This is a genomic window from Patescibacteria group bacterium, from assembly GCA_028717685.1.
Taxonomy (GTDB): domain Bacteria; phylum Patescibacteriota; class JAQUNI01; order JAQUNI01; family JAQUNI01; genus JAQUNI01.
This window is the reverse complement of sequence record JAQUNI010000001.1, coordinates 642,391-663,571: the sequence shown is the minus strand read 5'-3', so window position 1 is coordinate 663,571 and position 21,181 is coordinate 642,391. Positions and strand designations below refer to the sequence as shown.

17 protein-coding genes and 1 tRNA gene are annotated in these 21,181 nt (G+C 40.3%); all 18 read right to left on the bottom strand.

Features of this window, described 5'->3' with window-relative positions; translation table 11 throughout:
- Window positions 1-15 precede the first annotated feature (15 nt).
- Entirely contained in the window at window positions 16-3,648 is a 3,633-nt protein-coding gene (locus PHW01_03270) for a hypothetical protein (GenBank protein MDD5626997.1), read from the bottom strand.
- A gap of 529 nt (window positions 3,649-4,177) precedes the next feature.
- On the bottom strand, window positions 4,178-5,143 hold the full coding sequence (locus PHW01_03265) for a hypothetical protein (GenBank protein MDD5626996.1): 966 nt from the start codon (window positions 5,141-5,143) through the stop codon (window positions 4,178-4,180).
- Between the two features lie 80 nt (window positions 5,144-5,223).
- Complete coding sequence (locus PHW01_03260) at window positions 5,224-7,194, bottom strand: DNRLRE domain-containing protein (GenBank protein MDD5626995.1); 1,971 nt, start codon at window positions 7,192-7,194, stop codon at window positions 5,224-5,226.
- 220 nt (window positions 7,195-7,414) lie between these two features.
- Entirely contained in the window at window positions 7,415-8,206 is a 792-nt protein-coding gene (locus tag PHW01_03255) for a class I SAM-dependent methyltransferase (GenBank protein MDD5626994.1), read from the bottom strand.
- A gap of 129 nt (window positions 8,207-8,335) precedes the next feature.
- Window positions 8,336-9,697: an HD domain-containing protein gene (locus PHW01_03250; protein MDD5626993.1), complete on the bottom strand. Its 1,362-nt coding sequence runs from the start codon at window positions 9,695-9,697 to the stop codon at window positions 8,336-8,338.
- Between the two features lie 617 nt (window positions 9,698-10,314).
- Window positions 10,315-10,386: transfer RNA gene (locus tag PHW01_03245), tRNA-Asn, on the bottom strand.
- A 48-nt stretch (window positions 10,387-10,434) separates the two neighbouring features.
- Entirely contained in the window at window positions 10,435-10,815 is a 381-nt protein-coding gene (locus PHW01_03240; protein ID MDD5626992.1) for a four helix bundle protein, read from the bottom strand.
- A 37-nt stretch (window positions 10,816-10,852) separates the two neighbouring features.
- Window positions 10,853-12,193 carry an RNA polymerase sigma factor RpoD gene (rpoD, locus tag PHW01_03235; protein ID MDD5626991.1) on the bottom strand — a complete coding sequence of 447 codons (1,341 nt, stop codon included), beginning with the start codon at window positions 12,191-12,193 and terminating at the stop codon, window positions 10,853-10,855.
- Window positions 12,194-12,279: 86 nt separating this feature from the next.
- The gene (gene dnaG, locus PHW01_03230) at window positions 12,280-14,070 is read right to left on the bottom strand and encodes a DNA primase (protein MDD5626990.1); all 1,791 of its coding nucleotides are present in this window, start codon (window positions 14,068-14,070) and stop codon (window positions 12,280-12,282) included.
- A gap of 265 nt (window positions 14,071-14,335) precedes the next feature.
- The gene (locus PHW01_03225) at window positions 14,336-16,006 is read right to left on the bottom strand and encodes a hypothetical protein (protein MDD5626989.1); all 1,671 of its coding nucleotides are present in this window, start codon (window positions 16,004-16,006) and stop codon (window positions 14,336-14,338) included.
- Between the two features lie 118 nt (window positions 16,007-16,124).
- Window positions 16,125-16,550: a hypothetical protein gene (locus PHW01_03220; GenBank protein ID MDD5626988.1), complete on the bottom strand. Its 426-nt coding sequence runs from the start codon at window positions 16,548-16,550 to the stop codon at window positions 16,125-16,127.
- A gap of 59 nt (window positions 16,551-16,609) precedes the next feature.
- Complete coding sequence (locus PHW01_03215) at window positions 16,610-17,095, bottom strand: hypothetical protein (protein ID MDD5626987.1); 486 nt, start codon at window positions 17,093-17,095, stop codon at window positions 16,610-16,612.
- Window positions 17,096-17,141: 46 nt separating this feature from the next.
- Window positions 17,142-17,636 carry a hypothetical protein gene (locus tag PHW01_03210; protein ID MDD5626986.1) on the bottom strand — a complete coding sequence of 165 codons (495 nt, stop codon included), beginning with the start codon at window positions 17,634-17,636 and terminating at the stop codon, window positions 17,142-17,144.
- Window positions 17,637-17,709: 73 nt separating this feature from the next.
- Window positions 17,710-18,267, bottom strand: coding sequence for a rubrerythrin family protein (locus PHW01_03205; protein ID MDD5626985.1), 558 nt, complete (start codon window positions 18,265-18,267; stop codon window positions 17,710-17,712).
- Window positions 18,268-18,312: 45 nt separating this feature from the next.
- Window positions 18,313-19,524, bottom strand: coding sequence for a hypothetical protein (locus PHW01_03200; protein MDD5626984.1), 1,212 nt, complete (start codon window positions 19,522-19,524; stop codon window positions 18,313-18,315).
- A 26-nt stretch (window positions 19,525-19,550) separates the two neighbouring features.
- A complete protein-coding gene (locus PHW01_03195; protein MDD5626983.1) occupies window positions 19,551-20,303 on the bottom strand; it encodes a slipin family protein in 753 nt (250 codons plus the stop codon).
- Between the two features lie 98 nt (window positions 20,304-20,401).
- Window positions 20,402-20,713, bottom strand: coding sequence for a hypothetical protein (locus PHW01_03190; protein ID MDD5626982.1), 312 nt, complete (start codon window positions 20,711-20,713; stop codon window positions 20,402-20,404).
- A gap of 53 nt (window positions 20,714-20,766) precedes the next feature.
- Window positions 20,767-21,099, bottom strand: a complete 333-nt coding sequence (locus PHW01_03185; protein MDD5626981.1) for a MazG nucleotide pyrophosphohydrolase domain-containing protein — start codon at window positions 21,097-21,099, stop codon at window positions 20,767-20,769.
- Window positions 21,100-21,181: the final 82 nt, after the last annotated feature.

The following is a 21,181-nucleotide window of genomic DNA, read 5'->3' as shown; positions in this document are numbered from 1 at the left end:
TGAATCACTGGAAACCTAAAAATTTCCAGTGATTATCCTATTCTTAACATCTTGTAAAACATTCCCTGTCATAGCTTGATTCGTTTCTCCTAAAACAGGGTAAGCTAAACGCAAATTTTCAACCAGCATCATTCCGACTTGTTTCGTCACATCATTGGAATCAAAGACTAAATCCGGAATTATTGGCGCTAAACTTCCAAAATGATCAACGGTTAAAAATTTGATATTTTTTGCCAAAATCCTAAAAACCCTATTATAAAAAAGAAAAAAATTCTTTTCTATAACCAACTTTGCCAATCTTAACAATTGATCTATTTCACCCTTGGCCAAATGATCTATCGCAGCAATCGCACCCTTGATAAGCTTGATTTGGTCGCTATGCCAATTTTGATCAAGATCTAGCTCTTGCCCAAAAATTTTAAGCAAGTCAACTAAATCGCTGTTAACTTTTCCAGCCGTAATGCTCACTACCTTTAGTAATTCAGACGGAATATTTTTTACCTCAGCATCAGAAAGATTGCGGGAACGCATCAAGATTGCAATGCTTTCCTCTGCTTTCGCTGGATTGTGGCGATTAAGCAAGTAAATTGATTGCCAACTAGCTTTTTTAACATTGGCATACCTGTCGGAACAAGCTAACGATAAAACTTTTTCAATCCCATCAAGTTGATCCGATATTGAATCAAGGTTAGCAAGCAATAGCGCCTTTGAATCAGCTGCGAGCATGTTTCTTTGATTAGAAATAAAAGGATATCCATGCTCAAAAACCTTTGCGGCGATTCTAGCTCTTAACTGCAGAGGAACGTCTTGAATTCTATTAGTATTTTTTAGATCATCTAACTGCCAAAATTTTACTAAATTTACAGTTTCAGCAAGATTGATCCAATAGAAAGCTTCTGTATCTTCAATGGGATGAAGGAATGGCGCGATTTGCTCCTTAATCCACATGAAGTGATGGTTATCGGTCTTGAATATCCTAAAAACACTGTCCGGAAGAGTAAAAGTAATATCAGAATGTAAACTCCCATCATCTCCGAATACTTTCCATGACAGTCTATTTACCCTTAGAAATTCAAGAAACATCACAATAGCATTAGAAACCCACTTTTTATTCAAGCCAGAAATTTCAGCATACCGTTCAAGCCCTCCGTCAGCATTTGTCCCAAAGTAGGAATAATTAAGAGCCTGCTTCTGGGTAGTTGAAGAAGAAAAATAATTTTTAACTCCGTTTTGGGTTAAAACAGCAAAATCATCCGGGAATATTTCATTCAAAATGCTCCTAAAGCTAGAAACACCAAGGATACGAAGTAATGGCTGCTTCCCAACTCCTTTTATCAGCATCTCCTTGGTTATATTATGAATATCTAATATACCTTCTTCTTGCATATAAAGCTTAAGGGCTAATATAGCATTTTTCTTAGATTGTGACTTGATTACCTCAATTTCTTCTTTAGTCCAGCCATCTTCAAGGTCTGGATCCATAAAAAAAACATTGCTTAAATAACGTTTCTTTGGACCCGTTGCCTGATGCTTCCAATATCTATACTTTTCTTCAGTTAAAACACCGTAATCATTAAAGAAAAGTTTTCTCGTGGAAGCAATAAAATTATTACTGCCATCAACTCTACTAGGGAAAGCATTGCCTAAAATGCGCAAATCAATCAGCCCTTCAGTATTATGCCTGCCCAATTCCTCTACAAACCTAAATCCTTTGAATTTTAAAAGAGTTTTAACAAGAGTTCTCAGATTCTCAATAGTTCTTTCACGAATCACTGCTATATCATGCTCATCATATAAAATTTGGGAATTATCTGGCTCCTCCTCTACGATATGGTAATAATCCGGAATGTATCTTCTGGCTAAAGAAAATTTATCCCTATCTTTTGCCATGAGATAATGAAGGGATTTTTCCTCATCAAGGATTAAGAACTGATCAGGCATCAATCTATTCAAACAAACCCTTACAGAACTACCGCCCAAAATTCTCAACATTTTAGCTGAAATAGCGGTCAAATCTCCTTGGCTTAATAGATCTAAGCTTTTTTCGGGATGCAAAGCAAGATAGCATTTAATTGCCATTTTGCTATTTTCTCGAAAACGTTCCTTGATTCTCTTTAACTCATCCGATGTATAAATATCGGCATCATCAGCACCATCGTCAAAATAAGCTCTTTTGCGAATACCTATTAAGCCTTCATTATCAAGCGAAAATAATTCCTCACCGCTTTCTAAAGAAAGCCGTCCGTATTCGTCAGGAAAGATCTTATTCATAATAAGTCTCGTCCTATGAGGTATTTTTATCCCGCACAAAGAAAAAGTAGAACCACCTGAAAATAGAAAAGCTATATCCTCGGCTTTTATATCTTCAATCCTCATCTTATTTCGAACAATATAAGCCTGGATTAGCTTTCGGGCATTATCTAATCCTCTTTCTCTGAGCTGTTTGCTAACTTCATTACTAAAAGCGGAATGCGCTTTGTAAAGCGGACTCTCGGGATCATAAAAGAAGCTAAGATACAAACGAGAGCGCTTCTCGCGCGAAAGTTCATCTAATACCATTATGGATTTACTTTGGTCTAATACCCCATACCCTGGATAAAATTTCATGAGATAAGAAGCGCAAGAAATCGACCCTTTTAATGGAGCAACCTTAATCGGTACGTCTTGAGCTAAAATATGAAATGGCGCTTTTTCAATAGGACCTTTAATGCCTGCTAAATCCATATTAAAATTCATTAGGCAATTTATATTAGAAACCATTTTTTTGGGCTCCTCCTTCCTAAAGAATATATCCGTCAAAAGCCTTCTATCATATTGCCCTTTTGAAGCTTTATAAAGCTTAATTCTTGCCGGAGTCATGATAGACAAATTTTTCTCCCTTAGGAGGCGGGCTAAAAGCTTTACCTCCTCACGGGCTAATTGCCGCTTGCCCTGCCAAGACAACCACTCAATTAAGAAAGACTCTTTAAATCGACAAGAGACCGGAGTCCTGCCAACTGAAGCTAATAAGAAAGCGGATTCTAATTGCTGTACCACATTTAACTCTTCCTGAGAACAGTCCACAAATGTAATTTTGCGAGATAAAAAAATTGAGCTAAGTTCTTCAAAAACTGCCTTCCTATTATTAAAAACCGAGTTATCAAACACAACCGTGTAATTATTCCCCAAATAAACGGTATAAAACCCCTTACTAGGCGCATTTCCATTTAGATATTTCAGCTCTATTCCTTTATTAGGACGGTAAGTAATCCTCACAAAAGATATTGGCTTGGTAGGATCTATTTCAGTATCTTTATTAAATTCGAAAATAGTTCCCTCTTGACTATCAAGATAAAGTTTCAGCCCTTCTGCAAAAAGCTTAGCAGCATAATTTTCATGAAATCGCGCAAGTATTTCAAAACGAGTATCCTCAAGAATTCCAGGGGTTTTCATAGCTAAGTCAATAAAACTATCAGATTCATATAGCTCACCACGTTCAATTGTAGACGGCATCAAGTCATACGTATCAATAATATAAGCCACCTGTAATGCTGGCAACCCTTCAATTTCTTGAGCTATTTTGACAGGATCAATCAGACCACTATCAATATACCCCTTCACTCTATCAACATCACCTTTTACCATTTTTTTCTCCTTCTTGATTTTCACACCCTTGTATCCTACTAATCAAGCGTAACTAAAGATAGCTAAAAAATAACCTCTACTTTTCCAACCATCTCTTATTATAATTCTTTGATTTCATCATTTCCTCCTCACAGAAATTTCAAGATTTTCTAACCTTATTCAATTGTGAATGAACAGTAGAACTTATAAATCATTATCATTACTAGGATAGAGATTGAAACTCTCTATTCTACTGAAAAAGTCTATCTTCCAAAAAACAATGTTCGTGTTTCAAAAAATCGCCTCTTTCAGTAAATTATGAGTTATAAAATATAATGATAAAACAGTTGAATTATTTTGTCAAATTATTTAACCAAAAAATGGCTGTAATAAGCCATTTTTATATAAATTCCTCCAAGGCGGACCAAGTTATGAACCGCTTTAAAATAAAAAGAGGTCAAGATACAAGATCTGACCCCAATTTCCCCTAGGAAAAAATTACTGGATTTTAATTTTGAATCAGAATGAATAAAAAAAACAAAATAAACTTTTAGGATTTTGCGGCATTAAATTTTTACCAATTACCTAAATTCATTGCAAGTTCTATATACCTGTCTTGCCTTTCTTTAATACCCTCAATCCTATCACAAATATTAACATCAAGCTCTGTGTGGGTGCAATAAACCCCGACACAGCTATCTCTATCTGGCTGGGGAAGTAATTCACAAATTGACACATTTTTACTTGTCTTTGCCCTATCTTTTATGCAACCATCTATTTCAGGATGTTCATCACAAAAAGACAAATCTTGCCCAAAAAAAGTCAAACAATGAGGATTATCTCCGCAAAGAGAAATATCTCTCGCCTTTAACGCAAGACAAGTATTTTTATCTGGAGTACCAAGTTGATTACAGTATTCTGTTTTTATCTCATCAGATTTATCCCACTGATATAAATTACTCATAAAATTAAAATAGCATTGTTCTTTTTCATGTTGGCTATAACTAATATCACTACAAAAATCAGCATTTTTGCTTGATACCGCAAGCATATAATAACAAACATGTTTAGCTGAATCTTCTTGGATTTTTTTACAATAAGAGGGGTCTGCTTTTGCATGGGCTAGGCAAATATTTTTCCCCTTTTCTTCATCAATCCCTTCACAAAATCTTTCATCATGATTTACAACTGCCAAACAGTAATATCTTTCACCATAAGGAGGTTTACCTGACAAAGGTATTTTTTTGCAAAGAGTATTTGAGGGATTATTTGGAACAGCAATATTTTCTAATTCTTGGTTCAATCCTTCATAATTTTCATCAACCATATCTGTTGAATCACATTCATTTATATCTGAACTCCACTTGCATTCTGAATAGGATAAACATTCTTGTTGATTTCCATCGTAATCTGCGCAAAAAATTTCTGATTCTTGGCCCACATTATTCTCCTCTTCTGAAGAAAAATGTAATAAGAAAAAGGCAATAATTCCAATTACTAAAATACCTGCAATCAATCCAATTATTAAAATCTTTTTCATCTTTCCAATTTTAACTGTGTTTAGAAGAATGCCCTCAAAAAAGGAGCAAAACTAATTAAGAAGAAGGCAATAATACATCCTTAGCTCTTTTTGGTCTTTTGGGGCTGGGGGGTCTGCGTGCCTGTTTGCCCTGCCGCTATCTGGCTCGGTACTGTCTTGCTTGGCTGCGACGCGATGGGATTTGCCTCCCTATTTTCACCGCCTTTTTTCTTGCGTAATAATAAATACAGTAATATGCCCAGCAAAGCAAGGAAAAAAACGCCCCCCAGAATAATCCAAACCCAGAAGCGCGATAAAATAAATAAAAACTTTGAGCCCAAGTTGGCTGGTTTTTGACCCTCATCTTCCAAATTTTCACTTTCTTTCACGGCAGGCTCCGGACTCTCTTTTTTCTCTACTACCTCTTGAGCCTGGTGCCGAATCTCTTCAATCACCGCCGGATCAGTAACTTGTTCTGGGACTTGACCTTGCGGAGTGCCATCGGGTTCAGCCGGCAGCGGGGGAGGTGCCTCGGGCTGCTCATCCGCGGCCTCGGGAGCAGATTGGGCGTCAGTGCGAAAAGTTTTAAGTTCTGAAAGACCCACTTGATCATCCGCGCCGCGCGTTAGAACGCGATAGCTATAGGTTGTGGCGGGCGCGAGATTGTTCAAGACAACCTCGTGCATATCTACTCCATCATTGCGCCCCGCGACAAACTCATAATCTTCAATCGATGTCGCGTCATCCGCGTCTGCCGAAGCAAAAACCCAAGAGGTGCCGTCAATTGTGCTCCACCACCTGAACCGCATACTAGTCGGGCTCAAAACATCTGAAACAATATTGTAAACGGAAAGAGGATTATAATTCTCTTCCTCATCCTGTTCCTCTCCATCCTCTTCTTCAGCGGCAGCGTCTGCCTGCGTAGTAAATTGATCCTCCTCGCGGACTGTCCTGTTCCCGTGAGCATCTTCCGAGTCAATCACAAAATAGTAAGTTGTGGCGGGTAATAACGGCTCCAACCGCACAGTATGATTGGTCTTGAGCCCCGCCTGGGTGGCAATGGATACGCGTTGGCGATCTGTGCTATAGCGTACCTCTCCTGTCCCCTCTTCCTGCGAGCTCCAAATAATTTCTACCGCGCGGCTTGAAAGGTGATTAACGCTCAGATTGGAAATATCCGGCGCAGTCAGATCTTCGGCCTCTGCCGTGGTAAATTCTAAAACCGCGGAAACCGCTTCATTGCCTGCCGCGTCTCTGGATTTCGCCGTGTATTGATATAGTGTTTGGGGTTGTAAATTGGTTAAAGTTACACTGTGATCAACTGTTAAACCCCCGGCGCTCTGGATTGGCCAGAGCTGTGCTCCCGGCCGCCGGTAAGCAACCGTGCTTGAAGAGGGGTCATTGTATGTCTTCCAACGAATGGTCGCTGTCGTCGCCGTTACTTCGGCTGAAACTTCCCTAATCTGCGGCGGGGTGCGGTCCGGAGGCGGCGTATATTCAACAACTAACTGAGGCTTCATTCCTTCCCCTGCCTCACGGGCATAAAATGTGGCTTGACAATTATTTTCTGAATAATAATATGTGCGCAAACCATAATTAAGATATTGGTTATCAATCCAACCCTTAACAATATTCGTAACATCCCAAGTTTTATATCCCGCGGCAGAATTTAGAGGAAGCGTAAGGCTTGCGCCGTCCACGGTGGAAGCATCAGGCTGGCTCTGGTAAGTAATGCTCTGTTCAGACCAACGACCGCTCACCCGATAGATGCGGATATTCATCGGCGCGGTGGCATTGGTATAACAAAAATTGTCAAAAAGATATAGTTTCAAGTAAGCCCTGGTCACCGTCGCATCTAAGGGAATAAAGTGGGAAAGATTAAACTGGAGAAAACTCGAGCGGGAAATATCGCGCGAGCGCACCTCCAGAGTATTAACGCTGCCAAAATTTTGGGTCGGTGCATAAGAGTTCACATAGGTATCCGCGGTTGCATTGATGGTCACTTGAGCGGCCTCTATTTTTCCCGCGATTGACCAGAAAAAAACAATAAATAAAATCACGCGCCATTTCATATTTTTTGTTTTAATATTTTTAGTGAAAATATCTCCTGATTTAAACCCGCAAGCTTAGTTTATCATATTTTACCTTGCCCTGCCACGCCGCTCGCCCTGTCGCTCAAGAGCGACGGGGCTCGCGAGCGACGTGGTCTGCTACTCATTATATCTTAGACGGAGCGGATAACGGTAATCCTTAAGATTATAAAAGGACGCTCCCGATAGAGCCGTCCTTTGTTTAATAAAGTATTGCGTCCATTTCCTCATTCTTCTCTTCATATCTCGCGCATGCTTCTAGGTCCACAAATGGAGATCTACTGATACAAATTGAGTTGTCATGAAAGCCGCGACGATTATAAAGAAAGGAACTAAACTTTTTTTCGACCAAAGGTTGATAGAAAAATTCTGTTAACTTTGATTTAAAGCAACGAAAAATCGCGTCTTCTCCAGCATATTCATAAGCTATTACAACGAACAAACAGTCGGGCTTTCCTAAAGATTGTAAATAAGAGAACAACATACTGGGCTTGTAATAAGGAACCCCCCACATTTTACAATGATGGGGCGAAGCCACCATATGGCTTGCAAAAATTATGTCGTATTTGTTCTCTTGGGACAAATTCATAATGTCGCCCCAATGGACTCTTAAATCAGGTTCTCCTTTCTGCAATCGGCGTAGGGACCTTTTATTTTTCCGACTGGGAAAATCAATCCCCTCCAGACAAACCTCCCTGAATCCTTGCCAATGTTTTAGAAAACCCAGTAAAAAGGGAGCATAGAACCAATCGCCACACCCGAAATCAAGGACGGTAATCTTCGGAGGCAAAACAATCTTTCCAGTTGTAAAGGCTCTTTCCAGCATATCAACGAGAAAACAACTTGGTATGCTGTTTGAGTCCGGTAGTTTTACTTTGACCTCATAATCCGCCTCTACTCTCCTGATGAGTTCTTGGCATTTTCTATCATCCTCAACTAAAACTTTTACTATCTCATTTACATATCTTCTCTGAAACCAAGCTCGTAGGTTCATATTTGTCACCTTCTCTTATTAAACCAAGTTTAATGAACTAATTAAACTAACCCTCATATTAAACCAATTTTTCTAAAAGTCAATAAAAAGGGAAACAAATTTTGTTTCCCTTAGCACTGTCCCAACCTTTCACTCTTTTATCCAATAAGCATAATATCCTTTTACCTGCTTATTGATTTCTTCCAACTCCTCAATCTGATCATCCGCCAGCAATTCTCTGACGGGCAAAATCTCCGCGCCGCTGTATACTCCAAGACCCAAACCAGTATCAAAACCTTTGATCTGCTCTACGTGATCTATCGTTTCATCTCCAAAACAAAACCTCCAAAGCCCCTCTGAACTGTCAAACTTTTTCCAGATTACAATCTCTGGCTCAATAAAGGCCCACAAATTTTTATTTGGATAATGTTTTTTAAGTACTCCATATAACCACTCATCATCCCCCAAAAGAAGCTGTTCCCGGATAATCATTCCCGTTTTATATAGAGGTTGGACTAGCTTTTGCAGGAAAAAATCCAATGCCCTAGAATACGGATTCATCAATAGCTCTTCGTGCTCATACGCCCTAAAGAGTAAAAATTTGAACAATCTGTTTGGGTCCGTAAAAGCAAAGTCATTGCGATCATCATTAAATTTTAAATCTTGCCACACGTCCAGAGTTAAAGGATTTTCTAGCCCAAAGAATCTAAGCTTACAAGGACGACTAGACCCCACGTAATAACAGTCCAATGCCGTATAGGCTACTCTATCTATAATATCCAAGAGTCTGCCAAAGAGCCCGATACCCTTTACCCATTGTTTTGCTTTTTCTATATCAAACCCATACCTATCAGACCATTTTTGGACCAAATCATAATGCCTTAGCACCGATTCAAAATTCTCTTCTTCATTAAGACCTTCAGCATCCACTCTTTTGACCGAGTCCCCACCCGCCGGCGTAGCAACATCATGATAAGCAGCAGTTAAAACAACAGGAAGCCGCTCTTTCTCTGTATAGCCATGCTTAGCAAGAATCACCTCCATTAAAAAGGCAACTAATCTTGAATGGGCCCACCTGGTATGGACAAAATAAGGAGCGGGATAAATTATGGAAACGTTTAGTTTCCAACTCTCAGGCTTTGGTGGAACTAGATATCCGAGCTGACTGATTTTTCCTAAGCGGAAGAACGGTTGCAGAAGAAGCTCCTGGAAATACTCATCCTCATAGATGTCTCCAAAAAAATCGTAAGAGCTAAATGGAAACATAGCATTACCAGGACTTCCAATAGCGATCGTATCCCCGAATCCATCAACAATCTCTATATATTGATCCCTTGGGATAAGATAAACACTCCCTAATTTCGGAATATCAGCTAATTTGACAACATTAGAGGATTGCCCATTGAGCAACCTTCGCCGCCATTTTTTAAACGAGCTTTCAAATTTCGGATGCTGCCCAAACTTGGAGAGTGACCCGTATTCCGAAAAATCAAAACCACTAAACATCTCCATCTTTATCACTTCCTTTCTTCTTATACTTTCTTTTTAGTTATCTTTAAATTATTAAGATCTATGTATTTTATAACTTTTTACTAATTTATCAAAGAGACGTAATATTTAGCAACACTTTATCAATCATTTTTACTAATTTTAACCAAAAAATGGCTTAAATAAGCCATTTTTTTATATGAGCTCCAAACGCTGAACGAAATCCGAACTTTTTTTAGCGAAAATTTTATCCCGTCGGAAGCCGAAGGCTTTCCTTCGGGGCCGAACGCTGAATTTTGAAAAACTTTTAGATCGCCCAAGCTTTCGCCGCTTCTTTTTCCGCCGCCGCAATTTTTTGTGCCAACTTCGTTAGCGCGCCGCCAATGGTTGTTTATTTTTACCGATAAAGGAATCTCAAGTAGAAAGCTGCGAACACCAAGACAATGCCAATGTTCACTATCAGCCGTTCCCAGGGATGATTTCTGAAGAACACTAAATCTACACCGACTATGACGGCTGCCATCGCCACCGCATATAGAATAAGAGGATATTTTTTCATAACTTCATTATATCATTAAAAAGTTCTAACGTCCACGAAGGGGTATAAAAAATATGGATTTGTTAAGCCATATTTTTGTCGGCTCCGCGAGCAGGACTCGAACCTGCAACCCACTGGTTAACAGCCAGTTGCTCTACCATTGAGCTATCGCGGAATATATTCGTAATCAGTAATCGGTAATTAGTAATTAGTAATTCATAAACTATTTTTGTTTCTCAATGGAACGAATCAAACCATTAATCAGCTTTCCTACCTCATTGCACTTTTCCCCTAAATATTTACAAATTTTTAAATCAATATATTTTAAATCTTTGGCTAATAACAAAAAGGTTTGAACCTCGGCAACCGAACCGCGTGCTTGGTAATAAAACTTTACCTTATCTTTATAATGGTATCTCGCAAAACCTTCTGCGATATTAGCTACTATTGAAGCCGCCGCTCTTCTTAATTGGCTTGTCATCCCAAACAATTCTTCCTTGGGAAATAACTTTGTAATCTTATAAATTTCCAAGACCAATTCATAAGCCTTCTGCCAAGCCTCCAGATCATAAAATTTGACGATCTTTTTATCTATAATATTCATATTACCGATTACCAGTTACTGATTACCGATTGCTACTCTAATAATCCTTCAACTTCTTAATCAACGTATGATCCCGAATCTTTTCCAAAGCTTTCGCTTCAATTTGGCGGATCCGCTCACGGGTGACGCCGAACTCCTGCCCCACCTCTTCCAAGGTATGAGAGATGCCATCGCTTAAACCAAAACGCATATTTAAAATCCTCTGCTCCCTGGGGTTTAAATCCCGAATTACGTCCTTAATATGGTTTCTTAAGAGTTCCTGACCCGCCAAGCGGTCCGGGGTAGGCGTCTTTTCATCTTCAATAAAATCGCCAAGGGTTGAATCTTCGTCATCTTCACCCACGGTCGTTTCCAAAGAAACAGTTTCCTGCGACACCTTTAAAATCTGCCGCACTTTTTCCAAGGGAATGCCCATTTCCGCCGCGATTTCCTCAGGCATCGGCTCTCGTCCCAAATCCTGCACTAAACGTCTTTCCGTCTGGGTGAATTTATTAATCGTTTCCACCATATGCACGGGAATCCGAATCGTGCGCGATTGGTCGGCGAGCGCCCGCGTGATTGCCTGACGAACCCACCAAGTGGCATAAGTGGAAAATTTATAGCCCCTGCGGTAATCAAATTTTTCTACCGCCCGGAAAAGACCAATGTTGCCTTCTTGAATTAAATCTAAAAGAGAAAGAGAACGTCCGGTGTATTTTTTAGCTATAGAAACAACGAGGCGCAAATTAGCTTCAATAAGCTTATTCTTCGCTTCCTGGTCATCTTTTTCTTTGCGCTTGGATAAATCAACCTCTTCTTGAGAAGTCAGAAGGGGTACTTTGCCGATCTCCCGCAAATACATCTGAACCGAATCTGAAGAGATATCGCCAAGATCCAGACCCTCCCAAAATCCTATTTCTTTCGGAGACTTCTCCCCTTCTTCCTCCCCGCTCTCTTCTGCCTTCTCAATTAAATCCCCTTTGGTTTCTTCTATACTCACTCCCTCTTCTTCTAATTTAGATAAAAAATCGTCTAGAGCTTCTTCGTAATCTTCAATCTCAGGAATTGCTGCTAAAATCTCGTTCACCGTGATAAAACCCTGCTCTTTGCCTTTATGAAAAAGATAATCTAATTTCGTTTGCGAAACCGCGCTTTTCCGCCTCGTCCGCCTGACTGGACGACGGGTCTTTTTGCGCCTAGCGGCGCTTTTTTTCGCGCGCGAAAAATAAAGAGGTTTTCTCTTCCTTGCGGGGCGAGCTCTCTGCCAAGCCGTTCTTTTAGTTTTAGGCTTATTTTTTTTCCTCTTCTTTATTCCCATTTTTTTGGGCTGCGGACTCCGCTTGTAAGATTTCTTGCGGCGCGATTTGCGCCTCACTGTTGTTTTTTTACGACGAGGCACGAAGGTTAAATTAAAAGTTAAATCATGCCTGCTGGCAGACCTATCTGCCGATAGGCAGGCAGGAATGAAAGTTTAAAAATTTATACCTATAATTTCCCCAATTTTTGGGTGAAAGATTGAAGTTGTTTAGTCAAACTCTGTAAGAGAATTCTATCTTTGATATTTTCCGCTCTCTGCATTTGAAGTTCAATCGCTTCTAATTTTTGTCTATAATACTGCTCCTTAAGCCTTTTTAAAGCCTGTTGCACCTCTAAAGCGATAATGTCCTCCTTTTGGTCATTTTCTTCTAAATCTTTTTCCACATCTAAAATAGCCACTTCTAAACGCGTGACATACTGCGGATGGGAAGTCTGAATTTTTCGCTTAAAATGAATAAAATCAAAGCTCCTTCTCTTATTATAATATTCGCTTAAGACTTTGTAAATATCCTGCCATTCGGAGGATAAAATAGAGGGTTTGGATTCCTCTAAAATTTCCCCTAAAAAACGGGGGTATTTTAAGCCGAGACCTAAAAGACGGCGGCCTACGATATCCGCGGGCGCAGGGCTAAAATCCGCTGGCGGTGCGACAGTATTGCGATCAGGATTTTGAGAATATTGAAAAGTTAAATCTATTCTAGCCATTGCCTCGCGCAAAGATTCCTCGCGAATGTTAATGAGAGATGACAACTTTTGTAAATAATAGGCTTGTTCAATCTGGTCTGGTATTTTTTTAACTGTTGGTAAAACTTCAGCGGCAATCATTTTCTTTCCCGCAAGATCCTCTGGGTTGTAACGCTTTAAAGCTAGATCAAAATAGAATTCCATAATTCCGACTGCTCGCTTGGTGGCTTCACGCCAAAGCTCTGGATTTTTCCTGATCAAAGAATCGGGATCCTCGTCTTTAGGTAAAATAATGACGCGGACAGCTAAGCCAGCCGCGATTGCGTTTTCAATGCCGCGCTTGGCGGCTCCGACTCCAGCCATGTCCGCGTCAAAGCAAAGCGCAAGATTATGGGTATACCTTTTCATTAAAGCAAGTTGAGCGGAAGTAAGAGCAGTACCCGAAACGCCCACCACGTTGGTGACCCCTGCCTGATGGGAGGAGATCACATCCAAATATCCTTCCACTGCGATGCAGAGATTTTCTTTTTTAATCATCTGTTTCGCTTGATCCAAGGCGTAAAGCAAGCCGCTTTTATCATAAATCAGGCTTTGAGGAGAATTAATATACTTGCCCAAATGATCCCTCTCTTCATTTAAAACCCGTGCGCCAAAACCAACTGTCTGACCGTGGATGTTGCGCAAAGGGAATGTCAGTCGTCCCCGAAAACGATCATAAAATCTGCCCGGGGTTTTTTGGCTCGCAAGCCCTGCGGCGAAAATCTCCGCCGCGGAAAACCCTTTCTTGCGCAGAAAATCCATAGTGAGATTCCAGGAAAAAGGAGAATAGCCAAGCAGAAATTTCTGGATCATTTTTTCTCCAACCTTGCGCGAAACCAGATAATCCCTGGCGATCTTCCCCTCACGGGAACGCAAAAGAGCCTGGTGAAAAAAGCGCGCCGCCCACTCGCAAAGGCTAACCAGTCTATCGCGTTCTGTTTCCAAATTCGGATCGCGCGCTTCCAACTTTACGCCCGCCTTATCGGCCAAAATCTTGAGCGCCTCCCGAAATTCAAGCCCCTCCATTTTTTGGACAAAAGTAAAAATGTCACCGCCCGCTTCACACCCGAAACAATGCCAAATCTGCTTTTCCGGCGAAACATAAAAAGATGGCGTTTTCTCGCTGTGAAAAGGACAACGGGCTTTGAAATTGGCGCCGACCGGCGTCAATTGGATATAGTCCGCGATTACATCGGCAACATTAAGCCGATTTTTAATTTCTTCAACCTCATTCATAGGTTAAAATTTAGAATTTGGAATGTAGAATGTAGAATTTAGAGCATTAGTCTTTAAATTATAGTCTATCTGAATTGTAAGATAAAGATTAATTAATAATTTATGAAACAATGCCCTGAAATTTAGACTACGGTATTCGCTGTGCTATACTTTCGCCTTTCAATATTTATTATTTGGTATTTTTTGTTTCTTGCTCATTTCTTATTTTTTGTTTCTTGTTTTACGGATTTCTTAAATAAATAAAAAATGCTTTATTCTTTATATTCTACTTAATTTCATAAACCAAAAACTTCTCATTCCCATAAGCCAAGGGAAAATTAAGTTGTTTCCCATTGCGGAAAGTTACCAGAAAAACCCGAGATTTCTCCCCCGCTCTTTGCCGCGTTTCTTTCGCGATGGCGCGAAAATCTGCTTCCGAAAGAACAAAAAAACTCTCTTTCAAAGGAACATCCCTCTGATAACCCAGTCTTTGCATCCTCATAAGCCACTCCTTGCCAAAAGCCGGATTGTAAAAAGTCAAAGTCCCGTCTTTCCAGTCGCCGTAGATTGTTCTCTCCGATTCAATACGAAAACCCTCTAAATGAGGCGGCACAATGAACACATCCCTTTGTCCTGTCTCTGCCTTCGCTTTTTTCGCCACATCCAGCCAAAATTTCTCTTGATGATTACCCCAAGAAAATCTTTCTCCCTGAAAGTAAAAAATACTGCCTAAAATTAGAACCACAGCCAAAAGAGCGTGGACAAAATAGCGCGGTAATTTAGAATCTGTTCCTCTCTTTTTTAAAACCAAGAGCAACGCTAAAATCAAAAAAGCCGCGTAACCATAAACCCAGTTGCTTGCTCCATAAAAAATGCCGAGAGCGAGAAGAACTGCTGATAATTTACATAATCCCCTGCCGCTTCGAAGTTCCTGAAAAACATAATTGGCAAAATAGATGAAAGCTAAATAAACTAACCACTGAAAACTGCGGAAGAGCTGTAAATTCAGCGCCAGAGGGAAGGAATAAATTTCCGAAAAGATTGTGCCCAAAATGCAAAAACCAATTATTAAAAAGGCGGCGCCAATGATGATCCGATGGTATTGGGCTTGCGGCTTGTATTTCCAACTTGCTAAAAAAGCTAAAAAGACTAATCCCGCCTCCAAAAAAACTACCCGAGACCAAGAAAAGGGGAAAATTTCATCAGCGGACCGCAAGCGAAGCAGTTCTAACCAATCTGCGTTCGCGTGCAAAAGGCTCACGGAAGGAGGCGAGGAAATAATCTTCCAAATAAAAATTGGACTTGCCATGCTTGCCAAAATAATTAAATAAACCAATAATCTTTTCCAGCCCATCTCCCGTATCCAAATGATTGACGCTAAAAATAGAATAGCAATCATATGCGCCGCGCTTAAAGGGTGCATCAGAAAACCCAATCCCTGCAAAACAAAAGACCACAAAAACTTCTTTTTGAGAAAAAAATAAAAAGCAAAAACCAGAATGGGTAGAACCGCCACCCGCGTCAAAAAAGCGCGGTCAAAGGTGGACATTCCGCCTAAGGTCGGCTTGAAAAACAAAAGGAAAAAGAGAGATAGATACGCCACCTCCTGTTTTTGAAAAATGAGTTTGGCAATTAAGTAAATCCCCCAGAAAAAGAAAAACAGGGAAACATAATAAAGAACAAAAAATAAAAGGGGGATATTAAGCGGGAAGTAACGGCCGATAAAACCCAAAGCTTGCCAGAAGTAACTATAATAATAAGACTTTTCTGCTACTAAATAATCATTAGGGTATAGGCTGGGATTTGCTATCGATTTCAAAAAAGGAATAGTAATCGCGTGGTCTGATAAGCCATATTCATATGGATTAAAGGCAAAAATGGAAATCGTGGTCAAAACAAAAACTACCCCCAAACTGATATATTGCTCTTTGCGCGAAAGACGGCTTAAAAATCGCATAAAAATGGACTTCAGTTATAAAGGATTAACAACTAATATTCTTATCATAAGCAAAAAGAACAAAAAAGGCGAGGTTTGAAAAAACCTCGCCTTTGCGCGTTGGTGAACTGATAATATTTTACAACCCCGTATCCGTGGCGCCATTTTCATCATTAGTTTCCGTAATCTTGCAGGCCTTCCGCTCCTTATTAAAAGTAGCCCACGCCGCTTTTAATTCCCGATTATAAGTAAGCCGCGCTTTCACTTCCGCCGCCTTAAAGGTCTTCCATGCCTGCGCTCGCGCTTGCACTCTCTCCCGCACTGTGGCTTTTCCCCAAGCCTCCTTCAGAGCCGCTTTCCTCGTCTCTAAAGCGGCTTTAATCGCATCCGTCTTTTTAGCATAGGCAGCAATAATCGCGCTTTCTCTCTTTTCCGCCGCGCTCTGGATGCAGGCAGTATTAACCTTGCCAGAATTTTGCGCCGCGGCTGTGGCTTTCGCCATTGCCGCGCTTACCCCACCCAGGAAAAAAATCAGGGTAAGGGCAAGAAGAATTTTTGTCCTCATAGTTTTTAAATTTATTAAAATAAAGACAATTCTGCTAGGCTTTTTTATGTGATGCGCTATTAAAAAACTTTCCGTATGTTATCTATTAAAAGCATCTTTAGTACTGCTGGATCCAAGACATAAATGATTACAAAAGCGCCGATAAAAATTAAAACTGCCAGCCACTTGGTGTAAACGCCGTAAGTCCTCACAAAGAGGATAATAGATAGGACAGCGACAATGGCCGGAAAAATAACCCTCAAATCACCGAAAGGAACATAATAACCGCCAACATATCCTCCTTCCTCTCCAAAAAACTTCGCCAGATTAAAATTAATCTTGAAGGAAACGGCAATAATCTCCGCTAACAAAATCAAAAGCATTACCCAAGAAGCCAACTTCGTGGACCTCCCTTCAGTGCGGTAAACCTCGTAGGCAACCGCTGGTAATAAAAACAGAATAATTATAAGAGGGCTCATTTTCCAAACACCGATTATGGCGCCAATGATCAAAAGCGCTGTTAAGCCGAGGCAAATCGGCGTGGCATAGGTAGTGGGTTTAGCCATGGTTTTTATTTATTTTTTTAAATAGCTTTATTTCCTTTATGTTAGCTTAAAATTTTAATGTCTTATAATCAAATATTCTTCCAACAAATTTCTTTCTCTGCCCAGGATAAAAACCCTTTCTAATCCTGGTGAACAAAAATAATTCTTTCCATGTATGAGGATAAACGACGAAATCCCAAAACTCATGCGCGCACAAACTCATAAAAATCAATAATGAAAAAACAAGGTCGGACGTTATTAAAAAATATAACAGTCCAAACAAAAAACTAATGTCAAAACCGTGCGCTATTTTAATTACGCAACCGCCAGATCCATACATTAAGCTGTCTTCGTGGCTCTTTACTCTTAACAATCTAGCAATAGTTCTGTTCAAAAAATGATCCATATCTAATAATAATCCGGCTAAAAAACAAGCAGCAAAATAAACGAGGGGAAACTGGAAAACTATTAGCCAGATTGAAATTCCAAAAGATAAAATAGTATGGACAGAGAGGTCGACAACTGTTCTATACTTGCCAAATAAGCTTTTGTAATCTTTCATGATCTTGCACCAATAGAATGTCGGATATCAAGCCAGCCGACAATCCTGTTAAATAGATCCAAAAAAACATATTTTATCTAACCGCGCCCAAAGCCATATAATAGCCTTGCGGTTTTTGGCAAAGCGGGCATTTTTCAGGCGCCGATATTCCTTTGTGGATATACCCGCAATTTAAACATTTCCATTCAATCTCGGCATCACTTTTGAAAAGCAATCCTTTTTCTAGGCGCTCGGCTAAAATGTTATAGCGCTCGGCATGCTTCTCTTCCACCTCCGCGATTTCTTTAAACAAAGTCGCTATCCCTTCTTCATCTTCCTCGCGCGCGACTTTCTCAAAATCAGGATACATCGTGCCAAATTCGTAGGTTTCCCCCGCTGCCGCATTACGCAAATTTTCCAAAGTCGTCCCCAGTGGATGAATATCGTAAGTATTTGTCATCTCTGTCTTTTCATGCAATTTTTCTAATTCCTCTTGCGCGTGCGCTCTTTCATTGTCAGCCGTTTCCTCAAAAACGCGCGCGATCCAAACTAACCCCTCTTTCATTGCGATTTCCGCGTAATAGGTGTATTTATTCCGTGCCATCGATTCGCCAGCGATTGCTTTTAATAAATTTTCGTGTGATTTTTTCATAAAATTTAGTTGATACTGATAAAATCAATTTATTTTGTAAATTATCTACTGACTAATTATTTTCTTATACGCTGCTTCTGGGTCTTTGCCGAAAATTTCAGCCTTGATCAAAGGGATATTCTTCATCGGCCGATCATTCAAATCCCCGCGTATCCCAAAATCGTAACGCGTGAAAAAAATCCTCTCCGCCCCCAACGAAAGCGCTTTCTCCGCGCTCTTCATAGTCTGCGTCGCATTGACATCCATATCCGCTGATACTATTGCCTCTGCCTCTGTCACCCAAATCGGTTTATTAATCTTGAATTCGGCTAGCATCTTTTTATATGGCTCAACATTAAAGGAATCATAAGTGTCATTGGAAATGCAATGAATATTGGCAATATCAAACATTTCTATCACTTCCTTCTGCTTAAAAATTGAACGGTAAAAATCCAAAAATCTTTTGTCCCCTCCTGCCGCTCCAGCAATTACTACTTTTGCTTCCGGATCCGCTTCTTTAATTGCCGCACTTGTGCGCACTAAGAGTTGCGCGTATGCTGCTATGCTGTCTTTCCAAAAATCCAATCTGTCGTTGCCGTCTAAATCCGGCTCATTCATTACTTCCCAATATTTAATTGGTATTTTGAGTCCCGGCATATCAGCATTGCCGTCGCCATCGTATCTTTCTACTACATTTTTCACCCAAGCCGTATAAGCCGTCCAATCCATAGGAGCGCATCTATGCTGGGCAATATATTCCTCGCCTCTTTTTCCGGTTATATCCAGTAAAAACTCGTCATTCTCGCTCACGGCGCAAAGGTCAAAACCGTCCCTGCTTTTCTGATCCCATTCCGCGAAAGGCCAAAGCGTAGCGAGAATCGCCAAATTATGCTCCTGGTATTTTTTCACTGCGCGGTCAGTGTTGGCAAAGTTATAGTCCGCACTTTTGTTTTTCTGCATGGCGTCCCACAGAAACGCGCCCGGATGCGGCCTCACCCAGCCTGCGCCCACGCTATTCATAAACAAATAATCGTCAAATCCCGCGGACAAAAAGCCAAATTTATTGTCCAAAATCTTCTGTGGAATCGCGGCGGGCCCATTTTTCCCCTCCGGTACTACTCCCGTACCATTCTCTGAAATCACCCCGTCCGGTTTGACTGGTCCCCTATAAATAAAATAGCCAAGAATCGCCAATCCTAAAATCACTATAAAAACAATAAGAACTCCATATGGCTTCGCTAAACCTTGTTGCGGAAATTTTTTGCTTTCTATTTTCATTTCTTTATTTTTGTTAAAAATGTAATTTATTGATTTGGATAATCGCTCCCCCTTTTTTCCAAAGCCCGCAAAATTTCTACTGGAATGGCAAAAACCACTGTATTTGATTTATCCGCGCCTAAGTCATTTAAAGTGTTCAATGTCCGCAAATGCAAGGCGCCATTCGCTCCGGATAAAATTGTCGCCGCCTTAGCCAAATTTGTCGCCGCCGCCGCTTCTCCTTCAGCTTGGATAATCACCGCGCGCCTTTCTCTTTCTGCTTCCGCCTGCTTGCCAATTACTCTCTTCATCTGTTCGGGCAAAGTCACGTCCTTTAATTCTACGGATTGCACTTCAATCCCCCAGGCATCCGTAGCCTTATCTACAATCCCCCTGATCTTCTCCGCAATCGCCTCGCGATTGGATAAAAGCTCGTCTAGATTAACTTCGCCTACAACGTTGCGCATTGTCGTTTGTGCAAGCTGGGAAACAGCATAAAAAAAGTCTTCTACTTCAATAATCGCTTTCTGGGCGTCGCGCACTTTATAATAAATAACCGCGTTTACCGTTACAGAGATGTTGTCTTTGGTGATCGCTTCCTGGTCAGGCACATCCACAGCTTTAATCCGCATATCCACTTTGCGGCAACTCTGAAAAACCGGCACTACAATCCTCCACCCCGGATTTAAAATACCCGCAAACTTCCCCAGTGTGAACTTCACCCCCTTCTGATATTGGTTAATTTGTTTGATGGAGAGCATAGCGATGATAACAGGGACGACTAAAATGACGATGTACATTTTTTTATATTTTAAGAATGGATTACCTGAGCCGCTAGTCTAAAGATCTCGCGTAGCGATGACTAGGCTAGCGGGGTTTCCACTTCTTAAAATAAATTTTATTTTAAAACTTGCAATGTGAAAACCAATAAGGTCATTAAAAAAAGCCAGCCTAGAGTATAGAGAAAAAGCTTGATCGCCTCTCTCTTCAGACCTTGAAGATAAAGAATAATCGGTCGGCCGAGCGTGAGCGCTCCGGTAATCGCGGCGGATAAAACGAGAAGCAGCAAAAGCGCCACGGGCCCGAGAAAATTATCCATCTTGCCGAATATTTTTTCGCCCTGCCCCAGAATCAATGATATCACAACCACATAAGCAGCAACACCAAGCGCGTCCAAAAAACCTGTAAAAATTAATTTTGTCTGCTTCATATTGATTTATGAATATTAAGCTGATAATTCAACTCTTGTGAATTGAACCACGCCTAATACACACTGTTATGTAAATTTTTTGTCTTGCTGTTTAAATTATTTTGACGTATTTTTTCCAATTTCTCAAAAATCTTTTTTTCTACTTCAATGCCATGCAAAGAGCTATAGTACAACAATTCTATGATCACATCCACAATCTCTTCTTTGAGGTTTTCCCCGTCATACTTTTCAGGACGAATTTTTTCACTGAAAATCTGTCGTGCCACCTCGCCAATCTCTTCCACTATTCTGACAAAAGAATAATAGGGATCTGGTTTTAATCCTTTCTTTTTATGAATCTCGTCAAAAATATTTTTGATTTGTTCTTGAGCGGATTTCATGCTCATATATTGTTTTTTTGAAGGCTACTTTTATTAAGGCTTTTAATTATGGCGTATAACGTTCCGAGATATCTGAAGTTCAATTTAT

Bases quoted from the DNA above. Each gene is read 5' to 3' on its own strand.
- PHW01_03240 (MDD5626992.1), bottom strand. From the start codon at position 10,815: ATGAATATTATAGATAAAAAGATCGTCAAATTTTATGATCTGGAGGCT.
- PHW01_03260 (MDD5626995.1), bottom strand. From the start codon at position 7,194: ATGAAATGGCGCGTGATTTTATTTATTGTTTTTTTCTGGTCAATCGCG.
- PHW01_03205 (MDD5626985.1), bottom strand. From the start codon at position 18,267: ATGAAAAAATCACACGAAAATTTATTAAAAGCAATCGCTGGCGAATCG.
- PHW01_03200 (MDD5626984.1), bottom strand. From the start codon at position 19,524: ATGAAAATAGAAAGCAAAAAATTTCCGCAACAAGGTTTAGCGAAGCCA.
- PHW01_03185 (MDD5626981.1), bottom strand. From the start codon at position 21,099: ATGAGCATGAAATCCGCTCAAGAACAAATCAAAAATATTTTTGACGAG.
- dnaG (MDD5626990.1), bottom strand. From the start codon at position 14,070: ATGAATGAGGTTGAAGAAATTAAAAATCGGCTTAATGTTGCCGATGTA.
- PHW01_03215 (MDD5626987.1), bottom strand. From the start codon at position 17,095: ATGGCTAAACCCACTACCTATGCCACGCCGATTTGCCTCGGCTTAACA.
- PHW01_03210 (MDD5626986.1), bottom strand. From the start codon at position 17,636: ATGAAAGATTACAAAAGCTTATTTGGCAAGTATAGAACAGTTGTCGAC.
- PHW01_03250 (MDD5626993.1), bottom strand. From the start codon at position 9,697: ATGGAGATGTTTAGTGGTTTTGATTTTTCGGAATACGGGTCACTCTCC.
- PHW01_03195 (MDD5626983.1), bottom strand. From the start codon at position 20,303: ATGTACATCGTCATTTTAGTCGTCCCTGTTATCATCGCTATGCTCTCC.
- PHW01_03255 (MDD5626994.1), bottom strand. From the start codon at position 8,206: ATGAACCTACGAGCTTGGTTTCAGAGAAGATATGTAAATGAGATAGTA.
- PHW01_03225 (MDD5626989.1), bottom strand. From the start codon at position 16,006: ATGCGATTTTTAAGCCGTCTTTCGCGCAAAGAGCAATATATCAGTTTG.
- PHW01_03220 (MDD5626988.1), bottom strand. From the start codon at position 16,550: ATGAGGACAAAAATTCTTCTTGCCCTTACCCTGATTTTTTTCCTGGGT.
- PHW01_03190 (MDD5626982.1), bottom strand. From the start codon at position 20,713: ATGAAGCAGACAAAATTAATTTTTACAGGTTTTTTGGACGCGCTTGGT.
- PHW01_03265 (MDD5626996.1), bottom strand. From the start codon at position 5,143: ATGAAAAAGATTTTAATAATTGGATTGATTGCAGGTATTTTAGTAATT.